The organism is Magnetospirillum sp. XM-1 (assembly GCF_001511835.1).
Taxonomy (GTDB): domain Bacteria; phylum Pseudomonadota; class Alphaproteobacteria; order Rhodospirillales; family Magnetospirillaceae; genus Phaeospirillum.
Window position 1 is genome coordinate 61,068 of the sequence record NZ_LN997849.1, and the last position, 17,964, is coordinate 79,031.

Here is a 17,964-nt window from a genome sequence, read left to right on the forward strand (position 1 = left end):
TGCCGCGTCGATGCTCCTTGCGGCTTTCGGATCGGCAGCCTACCCCGATCCATCCGGCGGCGCAAATCGCGAGGATCAGGCCGGCCCGCGGATGCCGACGGCTTCCAGCCGCGACAGGAGATCCAGACGCTCGGAGGAGCTTGGCGCGTTCGGTCCTTCCCCGGCGGCCATGATTTCCACGCCGATGAACAGCGCGTCGGCGATGCCGAATGGCTCGTTCTCGGCGCTGGCGAGGATGACGGGTGCGTCGCGTCGCTCGGCCTCGGCCAGGATGGCCATCAGCAGAGGGGCCACGCCTCCAGGGCCGGAGAGGATGCGGAGCGCGATGGCGTGCTGGACCGCGGTAGAGCCGTCGATCGCCAGGATGGCCAGCCGATCGAGGGGGAGATCCTTCGTCGTCAGGTGTGGTCCGTAGCGGCCTTCGTCGTCATGCCAGCGCACGGCCAGATCGGCGGCTTCCGCGAGGCGGACCAGCGGGAGGTTGGGGTGGGACACCAGGGAGAGCAGCGCGAAGGGGTCGGGCGTCTCGGCCGCCCTGCGCAGCAGATCGGCTGGCGCGTCTTCGGGCTGCGGCCAGGCGTCGAGCAGGCGCTCCAGCTCCTCGGCCGGCGTTGCTGGATCCGAGCAGGCCCTTGCGATGGCTTCCATTTCCTTCTCCGCATCGTGCGTCCATGGAATGACATGGTGCGTATCCGGCTGCGAGTCGATGAGCTTTCGGTACGGCAAAGCCAGGGCGTTTCGGCCGGCAATTACAACTGACAGCCTGGACGGGAGGTCGAGAAAAAAGCGCGGAAAACCGCCGAATTCCGCCTCATGGCCCTTGACGAATGGATACGATGTATCCATATCAACCTTAGGCGAACGAAACGCGAACGCCAGCGGAGAAGAGGAGGCGGAAATGTCCGACATGAAAGACAAGGCGACGATGGAAAACGTGCTGGCGGCGATCGAGCTGCTGGAGAAGGGTCGCATGAACGCCAAAAAGGCGGCCACGGCGTTCCGCGCCCAGATGGCCCTTGTCGCGAGCGGGAAGGAGCCCAAGCGCGAGGGAATGGCTGCGATCGCCGATGTTGGACTTGTCCGAATTTCCGGGCAAAACCCGGTCTCCCAATACGTTCGCCTGTGCAGGACGAGCAGAGGATTCAAGCGGAACGAAATCGACGCCTGCATTCTCGTGGCGGAGACATTGCAGGCAGCCCCCTTCATCGAGCTCGACGACACACTTTGATGACGTTTGGCGGGGCCGCGGCGGTTCGAGACCGCGCCCGCCACCGCCCCGAAAGTTCGGGAGCCAACAGGAGGGCCAAGCCATGTTCTACCGCTACACCGCATGGAACCGGGAAACGCACTACGGATGGACCACCAGTGAGGCCGTGGCGGAGGCCGCTCTTGAAGAGCTGAATCGTGATGGCGCCGAATACAGGATGGAAGCCATCGGGAAGGACGCGACGGACGATACGGGGTGCCCGCTGTCGAATTGGACCGGTCTCCTCACGACCGACGACACCACGCTCGACGATTTCGAGAGCGCCTGAAACCCTGGCGGGGGCCGCAAGGGCCCGGGGCGTCGTGGCCCCATTGCCACCGCCCGGAATAGTCCGGGGCTTGAAATCCCTTCGGGGCGCCTCGCAGAAGGATGACGCACGATGCCCACGAACCGCGAACGCCTCATCGCCATCATGGAACGGGACGGCCTTTCCGAAAGGGACGTCGCCGCGATGGTCCAGGCACCTCCTGCGACCGTCCATGCCTGGGTGCGCCCGGAGAGCAACGCCGCGCACCGGAAAGTCAGCGATCGCGTCCTGCAACTACTCGACCTGGCGCTTGGCGCACGCATCGAGGTCGACGTGGCAAAGGCGGCCGATGCCCTCGGCCTCGCCACGGACAAGGTCAAGCGCCTGGCGGAGCAGGCCACCATCATCCTCGATGGCGCCCTCTGGGCGGACCGGGCGGCCGGCGGCGAGCTGATGCGGCGCATACAGGCCGGCGAGGTGGTGGAGCTGCGCTTCGGAACCGCCCGCGCCCTGGCCTCTTCCGACTGGGCCTTCATTCCCGTGGCGAACGGACCGAAGACGATCCTCCTGGCAGCTCCGGCGCGGATCCTAGATGGAGAGGCCGGCCCTGTCCTCGACACGCGGATCGGTGACTGGGCGGATTCCCGCGCCAAGGCGAGGGCCGAGGTGGCCGCCACGCGGCTCAACGCGCTCAATGCCGAGGAAGCCCGGCTGGAAGCCCGCATCGCCGGGACCAGCGGGCGCGAGCGCGAAGGGATCGAGGCGGCGCTGCGCGCGAACCAAGCGGCGCGCAGCAGCCTGGATCTGGGAGGCGCTTGACCGTTGCTGCGTACCTGCCGGCCCCACGGGGACGCCGGCGTGGTCGAACCAAGGCACGCACCGCCCTCCGGGATGGCCGGGGGATTTCAGGGGGATCGTCGATGGTTGAACATGGCTTCCATCATCATGTTCGCGTGCAGTCGGCTGCCTCGCGGAGGCCTGCGGAGGAAGGGTGGCTTGTCGAGCGGCAAACCCCCGGGGCAAAGGCGTGCAAGGTTGGGAGTCGGCGCTATTGCTCGGGGGACCAGCCGTGGCGCCATCGCGCTCGTTGAGTGCGCTTCCAGCCGCAGCTTTGGCAGGAAGGGGCATCAATGCGCTTTGGCGGTTCCGACCCAGCGATGTCCGCCTGCATGGGCGCGGATGGGCGGCAAACCATTGAATGGCCTGCCGCCCCGTTCCGGTGATCAGTGGCCCATGCTCTCCAGGATGGCGAGCGCCCTCTCGGCTTCTTGGCCAATGGCTGCGAGCTCCTTCATGATCCCATCGGCGTAGTGCTTGCCGATATCCTGGGCCTCTCCGGCGATGAATTCCTTCATGTCCTCGGGCCGCATGCTGCCGTCCTCAAGGCTCTCGATGATGTATTCGGCGGTCGTGCGCGGGTGGTGATCGTTCAGGGCGTATTCGGCCCGCTTCGCCATGTCCGCCGCAGCCTCGAAGTCCTTACTGTCCATCCCGGCCTTGCTGGCGATGTCTGATCCGAGGGCAATCATCCGGAAGCGGTCGCGAGAGCTCTCGGTGCTTCCGAGGATTCCGGCGAAGGCGAGGAGGATGGCGCGGGTCTCTTCGGTGCAGGTCATATCGGCTCTCCATCTTGGGGGATGGCGAGCCTATGGGGCCGCCCAGGATTGTGGACAAGCCCCGGCCGAAGATTCTTCGCTCGCTGAACGTGCCGCCGTCGGCCAGCCTCGGAAAAAGATCGGATCCTCTTCCGATTTCTGGCTCGAAGGGCTGTCAAGATAGGCGGAAAGCACCTATCTAGATCTTGAGGGCATGAGCCGCCCCATTGCGTGAGAGCTGAATCCGAGGCCTAGCGACCTCGGCGCGCACCGCCCCTCGGACGGGCCGGGGGATCCGGAGAAAAACCATGGACAACCACGCCGAATTACCGTCGTTGCGGACGAAGCACGAAGTTGCCCGCGCGGCCATCGAAGCACGCCTGGCCGCCGGGGCGACGTTCTCAACTGGCATTTATGCTCTGGATGCCCTGATCGACGGAATTCGCCCTCGAACCTTCACCGTTATCGACGCCGCCAGCGCGGAAACCCGAACGATCCTGTGCGGCACGTTGGCGGACAATCTCAACATTCAGGGGGCCAAGGTCCTCTTCGTCACCTTCGTGCACTCGCCCGAGGAGATCGAGTTGAGAATGGCCTGCCGTCGAATGAACCTGCGAATGGAGTGGCTGCGCAACTCTTCTGGCAGAGACATCTCTTCACTTGCGGCAAAGGCGGAGGCGTATCTGTCTGCGATTCCTGACAACACTGTTTATTTGCCAACGATTTGCCCAACCGTCGATGAGATCCTCCTGGGTATCAACCACGCAATGAACGCGCATGGCGTCCAGGTCGTCGTCTTGGACATCGGCGGGTTTGAAATGGACAGGAAAGATGAGCTGTTTTGGCTCGACCTGGGCAGAGGCCTTCGGCGTTTCGCGAGCACAGGTAGTCTCAGCGTCATTGCTGCGGTCAGCTCCAATGAGGAAGCAACTTCTTGTCTGCAGATTTCCGCAACAGAGCTGCTCCGGATGACAAGCGAGGACGACGGATATTCGCTGGGTGTCATCCTCGAGAAGAGCATCGACGTTTTCGGATCCGTTGCGAGGTTGGCGAAGCAGGCGGTTTATGTCGATGCAGCCGGTCCGCACATGCGCGATGCCGACGCGGGATCCATCAGTGTTTGCGGTCAGGCTTCCTTCACCAGGCACTTCCAGGAGTAGGCCAAGCCCAGCGCGCCGGCCGTCCAGTCGGCCCACCCGGGACACAGGCCTGGGGCGCACTCCACCCTCCGGAACGGCCGGGGGATCCAGGAAGGTTCATGGCATGTCCCGCAATCTCGCCTCTTCCATCCTCCGGTGGGCATCTCTTGTTGCCTTGGCCCCTCTTTGGGTGCCAGTGTCCATCCTCCACGACCGCCTCACCCTCGAAAAGCGGCGATCGCAGGCGGAGTCGCCGGACACTCCAGTCGAACGCCTCGAACGACTCGCAGAGGACAGCGATCGGCTGGTGCGCACGTTCGTCGCTCAGAATCCGGCTGCTCCTCTGGATCTGATCTGCCGCATGGCCGATTGTCCGCCAAAGGTCCAGAGGATGCCCAAGGAATTGCTGCATGGGCCATACGACTTGGTGTGGCAGGCGGTGCTTTCCCGTTCGGATGCGGTACATCTTCCGCTGGGTGTCCTTGCCCGATTCCATGAGGAAGGACTGCCGGACACGCAGGCCGAGGTCGCGCGTCGCTTGAACGGCGCGAGCGCCCATGAGCGCTTGGAATGGGAGATGGCCCTTGCGTCCTTCCGGGAGCGTGTAGCATGACCCCCGTTGATATCGAGAGGATCGGGCAAGCCTTGTATCCGGGCGTCAGCTACCGCGGCCGCCCCGCATGGCGCGCCTGGCTGGCCGACGGCCTGGAAGACGGCGGCCGCCCGCTGAACCGGCGCCGCGTTCGCGAATGGACCTCCGGCACCGCGGCGATCCCCGCCGGCTTCGCCCAGCTCCTCGAGCTGGCTGAGACGTTGGCCGACCGGCTCGCCCTGGCGACGCTCCCGCGCGGAACGCGGATCCGGGAGAGGATGGCGGAGGTGATTGCCCAGGGAGGCGGTCATGGACGGTGAGGCCCATCACAGCAGGCAGGCCACAAGGGAATTCGCGGATCACCTCAGGGCCGAAGTGCAGGCCGCCGAGGAAGAGCGACGCCGACATGTCTCCTCGGTGGTGTTCCTTCTGAAACGCTTCCGCGCCGGCGAGCTCCTGTCGATGGACGACAAAGGCGCCTTCTTCGACCTCAACGAGGACGAACTGCCACTCTGGGCGATCCTCGCCCTCCTCGACGAAGAGAACGAAATGCTCCGCGAAGGTGCCAAGTACCGGATGGACGATCTGCGCCCGTCCGCCCATGAGCTCCTCGAAGCTCGCATCACGGTGGCGAGCATTCCGCCGGCAAGAGGCCGCCATCAATAACGGTTGGCGGCCCTGATCCGGTGCCATGAGCCGGCCCGGAAAGAATCTCGCTCCCCCGATTTTGGTTTTCCGACCGACGACAGCACGTCCTCGCCCTCGGAGCCGGTGGGCTCCCCGGATGCGGGGGATTTTCAATGTCGAAGAAGCGTGTCGCCGCCCAGCGGGGCGGTGCGGATTGTCGTCCGTCAACGGATGCCAAGGCGCTGGGTGCTGTCTACACGCCGCGCTGGCTGGCCGAGCGGATGCTGGAGTGGGGCGGGGTGCCGGAGGATCCGTGGGGGCAGAGCTTCGCCGACATCGCTTGCGGTGACGGCGCCCTGCTGGAGCCCGTCGTGGAGCGCCTGTGCGACGCCGGCCGTGCTCGGGGGCTTGATGCCCTGGCCGTCGCCCAGGGCCTGAGGAAGGCCATCCTCGGCATGGATGTCTCCGAGCAGGCCATAGCGGCTTGCCGCGCCCGGCTGGATGCTGCAGCGGCGTCCCGGGGCGTCCCCGGGGTGGATTGGGATCTGCGCGTCGGGGATGCGCTGGCCGAGGCCTTTCAGGAGGAGGTCCGGGGCACGCGGGATTTCGTGGTGGGCAATCCGCCCTATGTGCGCATCCAGAACCTTTCTCCCGAGCAGCGCCGGCGGGTCCAGTCCCTGCCCGTGTGCGCCAAGGGCGCCACCGACCTCTACGTGGCCTTCTTCGAGCTGGCGCACCGCATGCTGCGCACCGGCGGCCGCGCCGTCTTGCTCGCTCCTTCGTCCTGGCTCGCCTCGCGGACCGGGAAAGCCCTGCGCGAGGACATGGCCGATGGCCGGCTGCAGGTCGTCGTGCGCTTCGGCGAGCATCAGGTCTTCGAAGGCGCCACCGCCTATGTCGCGGTCGCCGTCGTCGAGAAGGGCCGGGCCGGGAAAGCCTTCCGGCTGATGGACTGGAACGGCGCCGATGCCGAGGACCGGGGTGAGGTGCCTTGCTCGGCGCTTCTGGCCGATGTGCCCGTGCTGGACGATGCCGAGGGTCGGCGGCGCCTGGCGGTGCTCGCTGGCCGTGGCGTGCCGCTGGGGAAGATGGCGCGGATCAGCGTCGGGCTGCTCACCCTGGCCGATGAGGTCTATGTCATGACTCGCCTGCACGATGACCCGGACACGGGCCTCACGCGCCTGCGGTGCCGGGACGGGCAGGAGGTCGAGATCGAGACCGGCCTGCTGCGGCGCGTCGTGAAGGCGTCGACGTGGAAGGGCGAGGACCAGCGGCTGGCCATCCTCTTCCCGTATTCGCGGGAGACCGGGCGTTCGGTCATCCTGGACGAGGAGCGCCTCGCCCGGGAATTCCCGAAGGGCTATGCCTACCTCGTAGTCAACCGCCGCCGGCTGGACGCCCGCGATCGCGGCAAGGCCAATCCGGTGGCGTGGTACGCCTACGGGCGTTCGCAGGGGCTCGACACCGCCTTCGGCGTCCAGCTCCTCACTCCGCCCATGGCGAAGGCGCCGAGCTTCCGGCTTCAGCCCGATCCCGAGGCGGCCTTCTTCTCGGGCTACTCGGTCGTCCCGCATTCGGCGGACCCCGCCGCCCTCCAGTCCGTCCTCAACGGCGAGGATCTGGCCTTCTGGATCGAGCGCACGAGCAAGACGTTCCGCGGCGGGTTCCGGGCCTACACGAAGGCTTTCCTGAGCGGCTTCGGGGTTGTCCTTCCGATGGGCGGGGCCATGCAGCTGGCCTTGCCGCTGGCTGCCTGAAAAGAATCTTCCTCCCTCCGGATCGGGTTCTTTGACGTGAACACAACTCCGTGTCCTCGGAGCCGATGGGCTCCCCGGATACGGGGGAATTCCAATGTCGAAGGAATGCGCAGCGCCTTGCCACGGCAAGGTCGAGAAGGGACAATTCTTCACCAGGGCGAACCCATTCGGGCATGCCCGTTTCAAGGCCTGGGCGAAGGGAGCCGGGCTTCCCGACGTCGCCGTCCTTCTGGAGCCGTTTGCAGGCGCCGGGCATCTTCTTCGGCATCTCGCCGACGAGGGCCTGCTCGGGATGCACACCGCCTTCGACATCGAGCCGCAGGCCGACGGCATCGTCCAGCGGGACACGATCGCTGATTTCCCGGAGAACTTCGACGTGGTGGTGACCAATCCGCCCTACCTCGCGCGCAACTCGGCGGCACGTCGCGGCCTGTCCTTTCCCGAGGGCGCGCGGCACGACGACCTGTACAAGGAGGCCATCGCGCGTTGCCTCGACAACGCGGGCCATGTGGCCGCCATCATCCCCGCGTCCTTCCTCACCAGCGGACTGTTCCGCGAGCGTCTGGAGGCGGTCGTGTGCCTCGGCGCCGGGCTGTTCGACGACACGGAGCATCCGGTGTGCCTGGCGATGTGGGGACCGGGCCGGGGACGCGGCGACGTGTTCCTCGGCGAGGAACTGCTGGGGACCCTCGCCGATCTCGAGGCCATGCGGCCGCGGCCGCAACGGCGCCACAGCATGGCGTTCAACGCCCCCGACGGGGCCATCGGCCTCCGCGGCATCGACGGCACCCTCGGGGCCAGTATCCGCTTCGTCCGCGGCGGGGAGATCGACGGTGTGAGCTCCGCCTCGCGCTCGAACACGCGCATCGCGCTGGATGCGACCTTCTCCGCGGAGCAGGTCGATCTTATCATGGCGGCCGCGAACCGGATCCTGGGCACCCTGCGGGCCGGAACCGGCGATGTCCTACTCACGGCCTTCAAGGGAATCCGCAAGGATGGCCTGCTGCGTCGCCGCCTCGATTACGCCCTGGCCCGCGACATCCTCGACGTGGCGATCTCCGAGGTTTCCGCCACGGATGCGGCGGGCTCGGAGGAACTGCGGATGGCGGCCTAATCGGAGCCGTCAAAGACTATGGGCGGGCGGAAGGTCTGTGATCCCCTGGCGCTGGCGCATGGCAATATCATTTGACGGGCGCCAGGCGCGGATCCTCGTGGAAATCAGCGTTTTAGGGGGTTGCCGGAATCGGGAATTGCTCCATGTAGAACGTATGGGGAACGCGGCAGGGGCCGCACACCCGCAGACGGCATGGAGGCCGCGATGACCAAGACCGAATCCACCATCCCTGCCCTTCCTCTTCGCCCGACCGCTCCGGTGGCCGCGGGCTTCGCTTGCTTCGTCAATGACTACCTGTGGGGCATTGGCGCCACCGAGGAGGAGGCCCGCGCCGATGCCGAGAGGCATACAGAGGATGGCTTCACGAAGCGCGACAGCGTGTCGGTCGCACCCGCCAGTGCGGCGCTCCTTGCGGAACCGGATTCCCACAGGGTCGAGATCCTCGCTGGCTTGGCGGTCACCAAGGCCGATGCGGCCGCCTACGAGGCTGCCCTGTACGCCTGGGAAGAGGATGTGGAGGCGTGGATCGAGGCCGTCCGCCCCGGCTGGTCCCTCGCCCCGAATTTCGACGACGGCGACCTGACCGAGGACGAGTACCGCGACCTGCTGGAGGCCATGGCCCGGTCCTTCTCCGAAGGAAACGCCCGGGTTCGGCTCACCAAGCGCACGGGAACGCCGGTCTGGGCCGATTCCGACGCACCGAGCCCCAACCTCTCCTGCTACTCGGACCGCGCCATCAAGGAGATCAGCAGGGGGATCGGCCGTGAGGCCGCCGAGGATGCCCGGTTCCGCCTGATCAAGCCGCGGCAGGATGAGCTGGCGGGGATCGCCTCGACCGTCTGGGAAGGCGGGTGGAAGGATTCCCTCGCTCAGGAACTCGATATCGATCCGCGCCGCGTTCAGCGGTGGGCGGCTGGGGAAGCGCGGGTTCCGCCTCGTATCCTGGCCGAGATCAAGACGGGCCCCATCATGGCGCGTGCCCAGGCTGCTGCCAGCGCAGAGGTCAGCCGTCTCCGCACCCTGCTGGCTCGCGCCGAAAGGAAGGAGATCGAGCTCCAGCTCGGTGCCCGCACTCAGGCCGAAGCGGATGCGGTCCGCCGCGCGGCGGGAGGATTCCAGAAGGGAGGTGAGTAGGCCGCCTGAGGAATCTGTGCGTCGTCGAATGACGGATCCCCATGGGGAGGCAGGAGCAATACCTGCCGGCGCGCACCGCCCTCCGGGTTGGCCGGGGGAACCAGGAGGAAATGATGGTTTCCCGCATCCGGGCATGGCTCAGAGGTTTCTTGGGGACTCGTGAGGCCCTGGAAGATCTCGAAGCGCTGAGAGAAGGCATCGACGCTTTGTCGCGGTCCGTGGAACAGGGTCGAGAGCCGGATCGAGCTCCTATCGAAACGAGCCTCTTGGAAATACAACTCATGTTCTTCTTCTTCGATCCAAGAGGAATCGGCGAGCACGAGGATGCGCTTGCAGGCTTCATGGACATGGCAACCGAAGGGAAGCCTCTGGATTCCTTTCAACAGCGTGCGCTCCTTCGTGCAGGAAAACTGCCGGGGGCCCTTGTCGTTCCCTATCTGAACGATCCCAGCGACGTGGTCCGTTTCGAAGCCAGGCGCTGCCTGGCGGCGCTCTCTTCGCACGAACAGCTTGAAGCGCGGATGCAGGCCAGCGCTGCTGTCGATGCAGCCAATGACCATTGATGGTCCGGACCCCGCGATTTCCGCGGCTTGCCAGGACCCATCTTAAGAACTGAGCGCAGAGCGGATCTCGGGCTTCGCGACCCCGGCCCTTTCGGCCTCTCTCATCCTCCATTCGAGGAGCTCATGGCTTGAGAGGAGCCGTGCTGATTTCGCCGGACCTCCTTCCCTGAAGCAGTCATGGCACGGGCCGTCGGCCTCACGGATTGGATGGGAAGCCAGATCGAAGCACGCGGCGCCATCCACATGGACGAGGGTGCCACGCCGTTCGCAGAGATGCCTTCCGATGTCCTGATCCATTCCGCTTCTCCCCGCCTGCGCCACGACGGCGGCCTGGGAGGGATCTGGGGTGGGTCTCGGGGCCGGCAACCTCCCTTGGCGGCTTTCCTGTAGGCCTGGCGGCTCTTGGCCTCTTGATGGAGATTCGGCCTTGCGGTTCGGCATCTCCTAGGATTCGTCCTCCTCCCACTCGTCGAGGGCCTTCTGCATCCCGGCGATGAGCTTGTCGAAGTCATCCTGAGGCATGTCGGCGACATTCTGGACCTCGCAGAAGCCCTCCATGTCGACCCGTGGAATGGGCTTGCCATGGGAGGCAATAAGCCTTTTGGCGCGCTCGATGTTCTGTCTGTGGTTCGGATTCTTCGCTGCCGGATGCGGGTAGGGAAGGCCGTGGTGCGCCAGTCTGTCGATGATGGCACGCCAGTCCGGGTCCGCCATCCCCAGGGCATTGCAAGCATCCTCATAGCCGATCTCGGACCGGGAGAAGGCTTCGAGAATAGCCCGTTCGGTGCGTTCCATCTGCAATGCTCCGTCAGGTGATTGTGGGATGGTCATGGGAGAGGCGGCGATCACGGGCAAGGGGCGATAACTTGTGTTGTGGGTTCGATGCGTTCCCTGTCGGACAGAGAACACATATGCTGGGCGGAGCAATGGAATGGAATGGGATGCGATGGAGAAGCACGCTGAAATCGCGGCTCTGGCCGCCTTGCTCGAGGACAAGGGCATAGACGATCCGAAAGACGCCATCCGGACGGCCATCGAGCATTTCCTTGGGCGAGACGCGCGGGGAAACTTCGACCTGCTTGCGGAGTGGGGTGTTCTAAGGGCAGATGGCATGTGGTTCCGTCCCATCCTCGATGAGATGGCGGAGGTCTCCTGCATCTGGACCCATGGCCCCGGGGATGCGCTGCTGGCTTGCGTCGTGGATGCTGCTCTGATGGCGATATTCCCGTCCGACGACTAGGCATCGGCCTTGATGCGCCGGATGACTTCTTGCTCGCTCAACCGTCCGTGCGCGAAATCCTCGAGCCATCCCTTGGTGCGCTCGTCGATCTGCACGCCTTCGAGCGATGCGGAATCGGTGGCGTGCTTCATCAGGCCAAGACGGCGGGCGATTTCTTGAGCGGTGCCTGGCTTGTCCGTGGAAGCGCTCTTGCGCATGATCCTCTCTCTTCCGTTCGCGAATGTGCATATGGGGGCGTCCCGCTTCCCTTCCAGGTCGGACAGGAAGGCCGCCACTTGAACCGCCGTCTTCTTCGATCCTCCCGGCCCCACCTTCTCCGCGTGGCGATCCCGGATGCCGTGTCCGGCAAGGCCCCGCAGGGAGGATGGAGCATGGAAGCGATTTCGAATGGACCGGTCGTGGCGCTCGAGGCCGAGCAGCCGAAGCGTGGCGTCCTTGGGCGCGTGTGGAGCCTCGTCTGCGTGCTGGCCTCGCTCGGGTTCCTCGTGGGGGCGTGCTTGGTCGTGCGGGAATTCTCCGTGAGCCAGCAGGCCCTCGAAGCCGCTGGCAATCCGTTCGCCAAGCTGGCGCTTCAGCCGCCCGTTTCCTTCTACTTCGGCTGGATGGTCGGCATCGTGAACGGCCTCGTCTTCGGCGCGTTCGTCGGCAAGGTCCTGCGGGATCTGCGTCGCCGCTGAGGCGATCGCAAGTCGAAGAACCGGGAGCTTCGGCTCCCGGTTCCCGCTTCAGCTCTCGCTCCGGCGCGATTTCGGCATCGGAGCTCGTCGGCCCCACCTTCTGGCTGTTGCCCCCGAAGGAGGATTCCATGAACAAGCATGTCGTCGCCGCCGCGTTGCTCGGCGCTGTTTCCTTGGCCGCGGTCGCTGTGGCCTATGCCGGGCGTCCGGTGTCCGAGCCCGCCCAGGGTTTGGTCGCAGGCGGGGCCGGTGCATCGGCGGGTCTTCCCTTCGATGTCCCCGAGCAGCCGGCGGGCATTCCGATGGTCTTGATCCCGCCCTGCGTCGCGGACTCGTTCATCGAGGACGGGGATGCGGTGGTCCGTTGGGTCTTCACGGCGCCCGCCGCCGGATACTACGCCCTGTCGGCCCAGCCCGTCGGCGCATCCGACGAGATCACCATGGAGGTCGATGGCGTCGAGGCGGACGGCATCCTGCCGGGGCTGCCCACAGGCTCGGTCCATCACGCACTGTTCATGCGCCGGGGCGAGTCGGTCCCCGTCGAGATCTGGACGCGCCATGCACCGGGCCTGTCGCTGGTCATCTCCTCCGACGTCCAGACGGACGCCTACCAGGCTTCGGACGGATCCGTCCGCTCCTCGTTCAGGATCTGCACGGCCCAGCCGTTCGCAGGCGGCGGGATCTTCGCGCCTCCTCCGATCCGCCTCGGAAGCATCTGATCGGGAATCCGGGAGGGTTGGACATGCGGCTCATGCGGCGCCCGCCGCGTGGGCCGCATCGCTGTCCGGCGCACTTTCAGCTCGCGGCCTCGGCGGCGACATGGAGGTCCAGCTTCTCCTGGGCCGTCATTTCCTCGTAGGCGAGGCTCCAGCGGTTCCTTGGCAGTGGCCGGGCGCCGTGCTTGCGGGCGAGGCTGCAGGCGAGGAAGGAAGGGGTGCGCGGGGGCGTGGTGGCCAGCGTCAGCAGGCGGCGCAGCGTCGATCCGCCGGAAGGTAGGGCGATAAGGCCGAGCATCCGGGCTCTCGCTCCCAGGGACTGGCGCACGACGCCGGGACCCAGGCCGGATTCGATGTCCATCTCCGCGTTCCGTCTCGCTTCGTCCCGATCGCTGCGGTAGCGCTCGTAGGGCTGATCCACGGGGGCGGGCTTCCCGCCCTTCCTCAGGCGGCCCGATGCGGCCATCGGCTTCGTCCTGCCGTCCGTCGGCTGGATTTCCATGTAGGGAGCGAGCAGCTCGTGCGGGCGGGAGCAGGGAGGGACGCTTCGGGGCAGGAAGCCGGCGTGCAGCAGCCGGAGCCACGGCCTGCCGCAGCCGTGCGATGCGCGATGGAGGATGAAGCCGAGGAGGATGGGGCTCATTCTGGGTCTCCCGTGCGTTTGGGCGTCGCCAGCGGGCGGACGCCTATAAGCCTCCTCCGGTGCAGCGTCGCCGCCAGTCCCGCAACCGCCCGCATAAGCCCATGCTCGCCTCCTGACGTGGGTGAACTGGAGCGGGACGAGCATCCGTCAACCTGTCGATGCGGCGTCATCCCCGATTGGCGATGCGCGCCCGGCGCTGGATCAGGGCCAGTTCGTGCGCCAGCTCGCATTCGCGGCAGGCGGCGGCGTATTCGGCGTCGGTCGCATCGGGCATCCGGATCGGCGGGGAATAGGCGAGGCACTCCTCGTCGATGAGGATCGTCAGAGGGCGGCCTTCCAGGTCGTCGAGCGGGATGCCCCTGGCGATGCAGAGTGCATCGATCTGCTCGTCGTCCATGGCCTCAAGTTCGGCCCGGGTGAAGACGCGGCTCCTGATCTCCTCGGGGGAGAAGGCGGCGAGGGGATTGGTTCCGGTCATGGGGGTCTCCTTGCTGCGCCATGGGACGAAGCCGCCATGGAGGCCTCGCTCCGCCCCCATCTCCTGGAATGTATCCGAGGAGGTGGGCATGGGTAGGCGGAAGGCGATCTTCGTGGCGATGCCCCTGGTCATCCTGGACGCCGCTCTGGCGATGCTGGTGCCGACACCGCTCGCCTTCCTGTCCATCGCGTTGGCCCTCTTCATCCTCGTGGGGCTGTGCCGGCTTGCCGATCGGTATGCCACCGAGGATGAGGGCCAGCCATGGCATCCAGCGGCGGCGCCATCGCCGGCTTCCCGGGAAGCGGAGGGTTGCTATGAACCGCTTGGGGGCTTCGCCCTTTCCATCGGCATCGCGGCCGTCGTCGGGTTCGGCGCCGGTGTCGCCGGATTGCCTCTCACCGGCACGGCTGGGGCTGTTCTGGCGGCCTTCGGAGCGGTTCGCGGCATCGAGATGCTCCTGGATCGCTGAGCCATCGCAGGCAGGGAACGTCCCGATCTTCCAGCATCGGCGCATTCTTCCGGTTGCGCTGTTTCCGGCAACCGAGGAATGCGCCGATTCCCCTGATCCTTCGCCAAGGCTTGGCGCTTCGCGGATCTGCTCCAGCTGAAGAAGGTGGCAACGCGGAGACTCGGCATGCATCGCTCCATCACCCCGGCCCTTCTGGCCGCCCTTCTCCTTTCCGCAGGCGCCGCCAGCGCCACGGAAGCCTATGACGCTCCTTCCACGGATCTGCTGGGGCTCGAGGCGCAGCGCCGCGCCGATGTGTGCGCGTGCGAATCCGGCTTCTACGGCGCTTCGCTGACCGCCGAGGCGGCCGGGCAGATCAAGGCGAAGTGCCGGAAGGCGGGGGCCGATGCCGATGCGGCCCTGCGATCGTCGTCGGATCCCCGCCAGCCCGTCGCCTCCGCCTTCGATCCCTGCCTGCGCGTGCGGCGCCTTGCTGCGGTTCCCGGGGCGACGGCGCTTTCGCCTCCTGCTCCGGTGTCTTCCCTCGACGCCATCCTTGAGGGAATGCGGCCCGGGGGGTCGAGGAACAAGGTCGCGCCTCCGGTCGCTGCGCTTCCTCGCTGACCTCCCGGCGGGCCGGAACCGAATCCGCCAGGCGGCCACATCTCCTCCTCGTCGTTGATGATGGGAGGATGCCGGGATGGCCGATGGAGCTTGGACGCCGTACAGCGGTGAGACGAGGCGGAGGTGCAAGGCGGGAACGCTGGATGCCGAGGGCGCCTCCAACCGAGCACGGGCCGCGGTCCTGGCGGCGGAATGGAAGGCGCACCGCCGCGGCGAGGATTTCGGGGAGCTGGTGCGGCTTTCGGACAAGCTCCTGCGCGGGGTGGCGAAGCGCTTCGGGCGTCGGCTTGATCCTGCCGATGGATACCAGGAGGGCATTCTCGGTCTGGCGCATGCTGCGGATCTGTTCGATCCGGAGGCCGGTGCCGGGTTCTTCACCTTCGCGGCCTTCCATGTCTATGAGGCCGTGAAGCGGGCGGTCGTCGGCCAGGGCCTTTCCGGTTCGATGTCGATGGCCGGATCCCTGATGTCGCTGGATAAGGCTATGGCCTCGACCGGCTGCGATCTGGAGGAGGCCATCATCGATCTTCGCCGGACGGGGAAGACCCATCGTTCGGCGGAGGCGCTGAGGGCGGCCTACTACGGATGCCATGGCCGGGTCGCAACGCTGCGCGTCGGAAAGGATGGCGACCATTTCGATCTGCTGGATGAATTCTCCGACGGCACGACCGAGGAGGATTTCATCGGGGCACCGGACATGGAGGATCGGCGGCGTCTGCTCGCCGTTGCCATGGAGCGCCTGAATCCCGTCCAGCGCGAGATCTTCCAGCGTGTGTTCCTGTCCGAGAAGAAGCAGTCGTTCGTGTCGCTGGGAAAGGAGAAGGGGCGTTCCGCGGAGAGGGTTCGCCAGCGTGCCATGGCGGCGATGAAGGAGGTGATCGCCGGCATCGACGAGCTGCGGACCAGCGGGGACAGGCTGGATCTCCCGCTCGCCGGCTGGAAGGAAGCCTTCGAGGAAGCCCGTGCCGTATCGGCGAAGCCTCGAGTGAAGAAAAAGGCCGGGAGATCGCCGGAGCGGGCGCCTTCTTCGGTTCAGAGCGCGTTGCTGGGCATGGTTCCGGTTCCTGGCGAGAAGAAGCTGTCGGCCTGAGCCGGCCGGAAGGGAGGCGGAGATGATCTGGGGGAAATCGTGGGTGCGGACGTTCGAGGCGGCGCTTTCCGGCTCTCGCGATGCCAGGCTGGAGATCGCCGAATCCTCCGTGTCGGGCCGGGCCATCCCGGACGCCCATGAGGTTCTGGCGACGAACGAGACCGATCCGGAGGTTCTGCTGGCCTTGGCGGCGAACGACCGGCTGCCGGGCGAAGCCCAGCGCACGCTGGCGGCGCGCATCATCGCCGGGGACAGGATGACGGGGAAGACGGCCCGCCGCCTCGCCCGCGAGTTCTCGATGTCCCAGGTCGCGCTGGCGGCCGACGTCGTCCATGCCATCTCGACCGATCCCCTGTTCGCCGAGGATACGGCGATGATCATGGAAGAGCTTGCGGCCCTCGGGGAGGAGGATCGGGGCACGGAGGGCGTCGCGCCGATCATAGCCCGGTTCGCCCTGGACCCGTCCGAGCCGCAGGCGCGGGCCACGGCGCTCAGCCTGCTCTGGAGGGAGACGGGCGATCGCGAGCTGCTGGCCGAGATCATCGTCCGCGCGAGGACGCATGGGGCGATGATGCCGGCGGATGCTTCCGCCGCCGTTTCGGGACGTCTGGCTGGCATGTCCGAGGAGGATCGCGTCCTGCTGGAGGCCAGGGTTGGGCTGCTGGCGCCGCTCAGGCAGCCGGGCTTCGAGGCGGACTGGTTCGGCACGGGGCTGCCGGTTCCTTCCCCCATTCCCGGCCTGACACCATTCGAGCGCCGGTTCATGGACGCCATCGATTCCGATCGGTTCCGGATGCCGGATCCTTCGGACTTCTGCGCGCTCGCCTCGTCCCGCAATGTCTTCGTGCGGAGGGCTTCCGCCGTCTGCTGCGGGGCGTACGCGCATGATGATCCGGCCGCTGAGGCCGCGGAGGATCTGCTCCTGCGCGATCGGGACATGGCGACGTGGTCTGCGGCGCTCCGCCTGACCGGCGCCGTGGCGGAGGGTCCATGGCGCGGCGATCCCTTCCGCGTGGGAAGCAGAGGCAATGCGTTCGATGCGGACAGGTCCCCCTCCATGGAGGAGTTCTCCCGGTCGATCGGCGATCCGTCCTCCGTCGTGCGCCTGGCTGCGGCCGCTCATCCTTCCTGCCCGCCATCCGTGCTGGCGGCGTTCCAGCTCGACGGCGACGACGGCATCGTCACCGCGTCCCATCTCTACGGCAGCGCGGAAAGCCAGCGTTCCGCCCAGGAGAGGATGGACATCGCCATGACACGCTCGGATCTCCTCGCGAAGGCGAGCGCGACGCTGCCTCCCGTCGAGCCCGAGACGCCTTCGGCGGCCATGGCCCGGCGGGCCTCCAAGGAGGATTGTCCCGCCGAGGATCTCCGCCGCTTCGCTTCGGAATGGCATCCCGAGGTCCGGCTGGCGGCGGTCTGCAATCCGCGGTTCCCGCGCAGCGGACTTGGCGAGGCGGTCGGGGACATCCTGCGCAGCGGGCGCTCCCAGGAAGCCGCCCTGGTCGAAAGGCTGCCGGCCTTCGCCCTGGCGGAGCTGTCCTGCAAGGAGGTTCCGTCGCTCGCCCGCGTGGTGACTGCCCGGATCGAGGCGGCGGTGGCGGGCAAGGCCGATGCGGCGCGCGCCAAGGAGATCGTGGCGGGCTTCGAGGCGGTCCGGCTGGAAGGCTCCCTCCGGCTGCCGCCGTCGGCTGTCGTCGCCGTCGGCGCCTTCATGGAGGCGGCTTCGGCCGAGGAGCGGCTCGAGGTGCTGATCGAGGCGGAGGGAATGGTCGCGTGCCGTGATCTGGCCATGTCAGGAATGCCGACGGACCGGAGTCCTCCCATTCCGGTGGCTGAGCCGGAGGTCCGGCTGGCCATCGCCCCGACGAAGGCATCCGGCATCCATGCTGCCGAGCAGCTTGGCTTCGGCTTCCTCGGGCCGGCGGCCGCCCTGCCTCCGAAGCCGAAGGACCGCGGCGCCGGTCGCTGATCGGGTCCGCTGGGACACATGTTCGGCAGGTCAATCGGAGGAGG

The 17,964-nt window shown here is 66.7% G+C and carries 24 protein-coding genes; 18 read left to right on the forward strand and 6 right to left on the reverse strand.

Annotated elements, in window-relative coordinates; translation table 11 throughout:
- Positions 1-75: 75 nt before the first annotated feature.
- Entirely contained in the window at positions 76-909 is an 834-nt protein-coding gene (locus tag XM1_RS22395; RefSeq protein ID WP_156428895.1) for a hypothetical protein, read from the reverse strand.
- Between XM1_RS22395 and XM1_RS22400 the strand changes: the two genes are divergently transcribed.
- The 3 genes from XM1_RS22400 to XM1_RS22410 all read left to right on the forward strand — a co-directional run bounded on the left by XM1_RS22400 (position 899) and on the right by XM1_RS22410 (position 2,333).
- Positions 899-1,228 (forward strand): hypothetical protein, encoded by a 330-nt coding sequence (locus XM1_RS22400; RefSeq protein WP_068438416.1) that lies wholly within the window; start codon positions 899-901, stop codon positions 1,226-1,228. The two genes, XM1_RS22395 and XM1_RS22400, sit on opposite strands and share 11 nt — an antisense overlap.
- An 82-nt stretch (positions 1,229-1,310) precedes the next feature.
- A complete protein-coding gene (locus XM1_RS22405) occupies positions 1,311-1,535 on the forward strand; it encodes a hypothetical protein (protein ID WP_068438420.1) in 225 nt (74 codons plus the stop codon).
- A gap of 111 nt (positions 1,536-1,646) precedes the next feature.
- Positions 1,647-2,333, forward strand: a complete 687-nt coding sequence (locus XM1_RS22410; RefSeq protein ID WP_068438423.1) for a hypothetical protein — start codon at positions 1,647-1,649, stop codon at positions 2,331-2,333.
- A gap of 404 nt (positions 2,334-2,737) precedes the next feature.
- On the opposite strand, the gene XM1_RS22415 is transcribed toward XM1_RS22410, so the two are convergent.
- Positions 2,738-3,130, reverse strand: coding sequence for a hypothetical protein (locus XM1_RS22415; RefSeq protein WP_068438426.1), 393 nt, complete (start codon positions 3,128-3,130; stop codon positions 2,738-2,740).
- A gap of 287 nt (positions 3,131-3,417) precedes the next feature.
- Here XM1_RS22415 and XM1_RS22420 point away from each other — a divergent pair, with 287 nt between their 5' ends.
- From XM1_RS22420 to XM1_RS22455, 8 genes are all read left to right on the forward strand, one after another.
- A complete protein-coding gene (locus XM1_RS22420; protein ID WP_068438429.1) occupies positions 3,418-4,269 on the forward strand; it encodes a DnaB-like helicase C-terminal domain-containing protein in 852 nt (283 codons plus the stop codon).
- A gap of 103 nt (positions 4,270-4,372) precedes the next feature.
- Positions 4,373-4,861 (forward strand): hypothetical protein, encoded by a 489-nt coding sequence (locus XM1_RS22425; protein WP_068438432.1) that lies wholly within the window; start codon positions 4,373-4,375, stop codon positions 4,859-4,861.
- Positions 4,858-5,160, forward strand: coding sequence for a hypothetical protein (locus XM1_RS22430; protein ID WP_068438435.1), 303 nt, complete (start codon positions 4,858-4,860; stop codon positions 5,158-5,160). The genes XM1_RS22425 and XM1_RS22430 overlap by 4 nt, the downstream gene beginning before the upstream one ends.
- Positions 5,150-5,506: a hypothetical protein gene (locus XM1_RS22435; protein WP_068438438.1), complete on the forward strand. Its 357-nt coding sequence runs from the start codon at positions 5,150-5,152 to the stop codon at positions 5,504-5,506. The genes XM1_RS22430 and XM1_RS22435 overlap by 11 nt, the downstream gene beginning before the upstream one ends.
- Positions 5,507-5,640: 134 nt before the next feature.
- Entirely contained in the window at positions 5,641-7,224 is a 1,584-nt protein-coding gene (locus XM1_RS22440) for an N-6 DNA methylase (RefSeq protein WP_068438441.1), read from the forward strand.
- Positions 7,225-7,318: 94 nt separating this feature from the next.
- Positions 7,319-8,338 carry an SAM-dependent methyltransferase gene (locus XM1_RS22445; RefSeq protein WP_068438444.1) on the forward strand — a complete coding sequence of 340 codons (1,020 nt, stop codon included), beginning with the start codon at positions 7,319-7,321 and terminating at the stop codon, positions 8,336-8,338.
- Positions 8,339-8,542: 204 nt separating this feature from the next.
- Positions 8,543-9,472 carry a hypothetical protein gene (locus XM1_RS22450; protein ID WP_156428896.1) on the forward strand — a complete coding sequence of 310 codons (930 nt, stop codon included), beginning with the start codon at positions 8,543-8,545 and terminating at the stop codon, positions 9,470-9,472.
- Between the two features lie 113 nt (positions 9,473-9,585).
- Positions 9,586-10,035, forward strand: a complete 450-nt coding sequence (locus tag XM1_RS22455; protein WP_156428897.1) for a hypothetical protein — start codon at positions 9,586-9,588, stop codon at positions 10,033-10,035.
- Between the two features lie 444 nt (positions 10,036-10,479).
- Here XM1_RS22455 and XM1_RS22465 read toward each other — a convergent pair whose 3' ends face one another.
- Positions 10,480-10,830, reverse strand: a complete 351-nt coding sequence (locus XM1_RS22465; RefSeq protein ID WP_068438454.1) for a hypothetical protein — start codon at positions 10,828-10,830, stop codon at positions 10,480-10,482.
- Between the two features lie 136 nt (positions 10,831-10,966).
- On the opposite strand from XM1_RS22465, the gene XM1_RS22470 reads away from it, so the two are divergent.
- A complete protein-coding gene (locus tag XM1_RS22470; RefSeq protein WP_068438457.1) occupies positions 10,967-11,275 on the forward strand; it encodes a hypothetical protein in 309 nt (102 codons plus the stop codon).
- Here the strand turns inward: XM1_RS22470 and XM1_RS22475 are convergent.
- Entirely contained in the window at positions 11,272-11,472 is a 201-nt protein-coding gene (locus XM1_RS22475) for a hypothetical protein (protein ID WP_068438461.1), read from the reverse strand. The two genes, XM1_RS22470 and XM1_RS22475, sit on opposite strands and share 4 nt — an antisense overlap.
- A 174-nt stretch (positions 11,473-11,646) precedes the next feature.
- On the opposite strand from XM1_RS22475, the gene XM1_RS22480 reads away from it, so the two are divergent.
- Both XM1_RS22480 and XM1_RS22485 read left to right on the forward strand, forming a co-directional pair.
- The gene (locus XM1_RS22480) at positions 11,647-11,952 is read left to right on the forward strand and encodes a hypothetical protein (protein WP_068438464.1); all 306 of its coding nucleotides are present in this window, start codon (positions 11,647-11,649) and stop codon (positions 11,950-11,952) included.
- Between the two features lie 128 nt (positions 11,953-12,080).
- Complete coding sequence (locus XM1_RS22485) at positions 12,081-12,671, forward strand: hypothetical protein (protein ID WP_068438467.1); 591 nt, start codon at positions 12,081-12,083, stop codon at positions 12,669-12,671.
- A gap of 76 nt (positions 12,672-12,747) precedes the next feature.
- On the opposite strand, the gene XM1_RS22490 is transcribed toward XM1_RS22485, so the two are convergent.
- The gene (locus XM1_RS22490) at positions 12,748-13,311 is read right to left on the reverse strand and encodes a hypothetical protein (protein WP_068438471.1); all 564 of its coding nucleotides are present in this window, start codon (positions 13,309-13,311) and stop codon (positions 12,748-12,750) included.
- 166 nt (positions 13,312-13,477) lie between these two features.
- A complete protein-coding gene (locus XM1_RS22495; RefSeq protein WP_068438474.1) occupies positions 13,478-13,789 on the reverse strand; it encodes a hypothetical protein in 312 nt (103 codons plus the stop codon).
- An 88-nt stretch (positions 13,790-13,877) separates the two neighbouring features.
- Between XM1_RS22495 and XM1_RS22500 the strand changes: the two genes are divergently transcribed.
- From XM1_RS22500 to XM1_RS22515, 4 genes are all read left to right on the forward strand, one after another.
- On the forward strand, positions 13,878-14,258 hold the full coding sequence (locus tag XM1_RS22500) for a hypothetical protein (RefSeq protein WP_068438477.1): 381 nt from the start codon (positions 13,878-13,880) through the stop codon (positions 14,256-14,258).
- 165 nt (positions 14,259-14,423) lie between these two features.
- The gene (locus XM1_RS22505) at positions 14,424-14,861 is read left to right on the forward strand and encodes a hypothetical protein (protein ID WP_068438480.1); all 438 of its coding nucleotides are present in this window, start codon (positions 14,424-14,426) and stop codon (positions 14,859-14,861) included.
- Between the two features lie 76 nt (positions 14,862-14,937).
- Positions 14,938-15,951: a sigma-70 family RNA polymerase sigma factor gene (locus tag XM1_RS22510; RefSeq protein WP_068438481.1), complete on the forward strand. Its 1,014-nt coding sequence runs from the start codon at positions 14,938-14,940 to the stop codon at positions 15,949-15,951.
- Positions 15,952-15,973: 22 nt separating this feature from the next.
- On the forward strand, positions 15,974-17,920 hold the full coding sequence (locus XM1_RS22515) for a hypothetical protein (protein ID WP_068438484.1): 1,947 nt from the start codon (positions 15,974-15,976) through the stop codon (positions 17,918-17,920).
- The last annotated feature ends 44 nt before the right edge of the window (positions 17,921-17,964 follow it).

Coding starts and splice junctions, on each gene's coding strand:
- XM1_RS22400 (WP_068438416.1), top strand. CDS start 899: ATGTCCGACATGAAAGACAAGGCGACGATGGAAAACGTGCTGGCGGCG.
- XM1_RS22395 (WP_156428895.1), bottom strand. CDS start 909: ATGTCGGACATTTCCGCCTCCTCTTCTCCGCTGGCGTTCGCGTTTCGT.
- XM1_RS22405 (WP_068438420.1), top strand. CDS start 1,311: ATGTTCTACCGCTACACCGCATGGAACCGGGAAACGCACTACGGATGG.
- XM1_RS22410 (WP_068438423.1), top strand. CDS start 1,647: ATGCCCACGAACCGCGAACGCCTCATCGCCATCATGGAACGGGACGGC.
- XM1_RS22415 (WP_068438426.1), bottom strand. CDS start 3,130: ATGACCTGCACCGAAGAGACCCGCGCCATCCTCCTCGCCTTCGCCGGA.
- XM1_RS22420 (WP_068438429.1), top strand. CDS start 3,418: ATGGACAACCACGCCGAATTACCGTCGTTGCGGACGAAGCACGAAGTT.
- XM1_RS22425 (WP_068438432.1), top strand. CDS start 4,373: ATGTCCCGCAATCTCGCCTCTTCCATCCTCCGGTGGGCATCTCTTGTT.
- XM1_RS22430 (WP_068438435.1), top strand. CDS start 4,858: ATGACCCCCGTTGATATCGAGAGGATCGGGCAAGCCTTGTATCCGGGC.
- XM1_RS22435 (WP_068438438.1), top strand. CDS start 5,150: ATGGACGGTGAGGCCCATCACAGCAGGCAGGCCACAAGGGAATTCGCG.
- XM1_RS22440 (WP_068438441.1), top strand. CDS start 5,641: ATGTCGAAGAAGCGTGTCGCCGCCCAGCGGGGCGGTGCGGATTGTCGT.
- XM1_RS22445 (WP_068438444.1), top strand. CDS start 7,319: ATGTCGAAGGAATGCGCAGCGCCTTGCCACGGCAAGGTCGAGAAGGGA.
- XM1_RS22450 (WP_156428896.1), top strand. CDS start 8,543: ATGACCAAGACCGAATCCACCATCCCTGCCCTTCCTCTTCGCCCGACC.
- XM1_RS22455 (WP_156428897.1), top strand. CDS start 9,586: ATGGTTTCCCGCATCCGGGCATGGCTCAGAGGTTTCTTGGGGACTCGT.
- XM1_RS22465 (WP_068438454.1), bottom strand. CDS start 10,830: ATGGAACGCACCGAACGGGCTATTCTCGAAGCCTTCTCCCGGTCCGAG.
- XM1_RS22470 (WP_068438457.1), top strand. CDS start 10,967: ATGGAATGGGATGCGATGGAGAAGCACGCTGAAATCGCGGCTCTGGCC.
- XM1_RS22475 (WP_068438461.1), bottom strand. CDS start 11,472: ATGCGCAAGAGCGCTTCCACGGACAAGCCAGGCACCGCTCAAGAAATC.
- XM1_RS22480 (WP_068438464.1), top strand. CDS start 11,647: ATGGAAGCGATTTCGAATGGACCGGTCGTGGCGCTCGAGGCCGAGCAG.
- XM1_RS22485 (WP_068438467.1), top strand. CDS start 12,081: ATGAACAAGCATGTCGTCGCCGCCGCGTTGCTCGGCGCTGTTTCCTTG.
- XM1_RS22490 (WP_068438471.1), bottom strand. CDS start 13,311: ATGAGCCCCATCCTCCTCGGCTTCATCCTCCATCGCGCATCGCACGGC.
- XM1_RS22495 (WP_068438474.1), bottom strand. CDS start 13,789: ATGACCGGAACCAATCCCCTCGCCGCCTTCTCCCCCGAGGAGATCAGG.
- XM1_RS22500 (WP_068438477.1), top strand. CDS start 13,878: ATGGGTAGGCGGAAGGCGATCTTCGTGGCGATGCCCCTGGTCATCCTG.
- XM1_RS22505 (WP_068438480.1), top strand. CDS start 14,424: ATGCATCGCTCCATCACCCCGGCCCTTCTGGCCGCCCTTCTCCTTTCC.
- XM1_RS22510 (WP_068438481.1), top strand. CDS start 14,938: ATGGCCGATGGAGCTTGGACGCCGTACAGCGGTGAGACGAGGCGGAGG.
- XM1_RS22515 (WP_068438484.1), top strand. CDS start 15,974: ATGATCTGGGGGAAATCGTGGGTGCGGACGTTCGAGGCGGCGCTTTCC.